1 pseudogene is annotated in these 519 nt (G+C 46.1%); it reads left to right on the top strand.

Going from position 1 to position 519, the window contains the following annotated elements:
• Positions 1-490 (top strand): annotated as a pseudogene (locus tag AB4653_RS07640) (elongation factor G); the annotation flags it as partial.
• Positions 491-519 lie beyond the last annotated feature (29 nt).

The raw sequence follows: 519 nt of genomic DNA, 5'->3' as shown, positions 1-519 counted from the left end.
ATTCTGGCCTGCAGTTGAGAAAGGCTTTGCTGGCATGATGGATAACGGCGTACTAGCTGGCTTCCCTACGCTAGACGTTGAAGTTGAACTTTTCGATGGTGGTTTCCACGCAGTCGATTCATCTGCTATCGCATTTGAAATCGCAGCGAAAGGCGCATTCCGTCAATCTATGCCTAAAGCTGGCGCGCAACTTCTTGAGCCTATCATGAACGTTGACGTGTTCACTCCAGACGATCACGTTGGTGATGTTATCGGTGACCTTAACCGTCGTCGTGGCATGATCAAAGATCAACAAGCTGGCGTTACTGGTGTTCGTATTAAAGCTGACGTACCTCTTTCTGAGATGTTCGGCTACATCGGTCACCTACGTACTATCACTTCTGGTCGTGGCCAATTCTCTATGGAATTCGCACAATACGCACCATGTCCAACTAACGTTGCTGACGAAGTGATTGCAAAAGTTAAAGCAGAAAAAGAAGCTGGTAAGTAATTAGCCCTTTTCTAAATTAGCTAAAAAAG

Source organism: Vibrio sp. 10N.222.48.A3 (assembly GCF_041475345.1).
Classification (GTDB): Bacteria; Pseudomonadota; Gammaproteobacteria; order Enterobacterales; family Vibrionaceae; genus Vibrio; species Vibrio tasmaniensis_A.
Note: the sequence above shows the minus strand (reverse complement) of the source record. Positions and strands in the feature narration are given on the sequence as shown.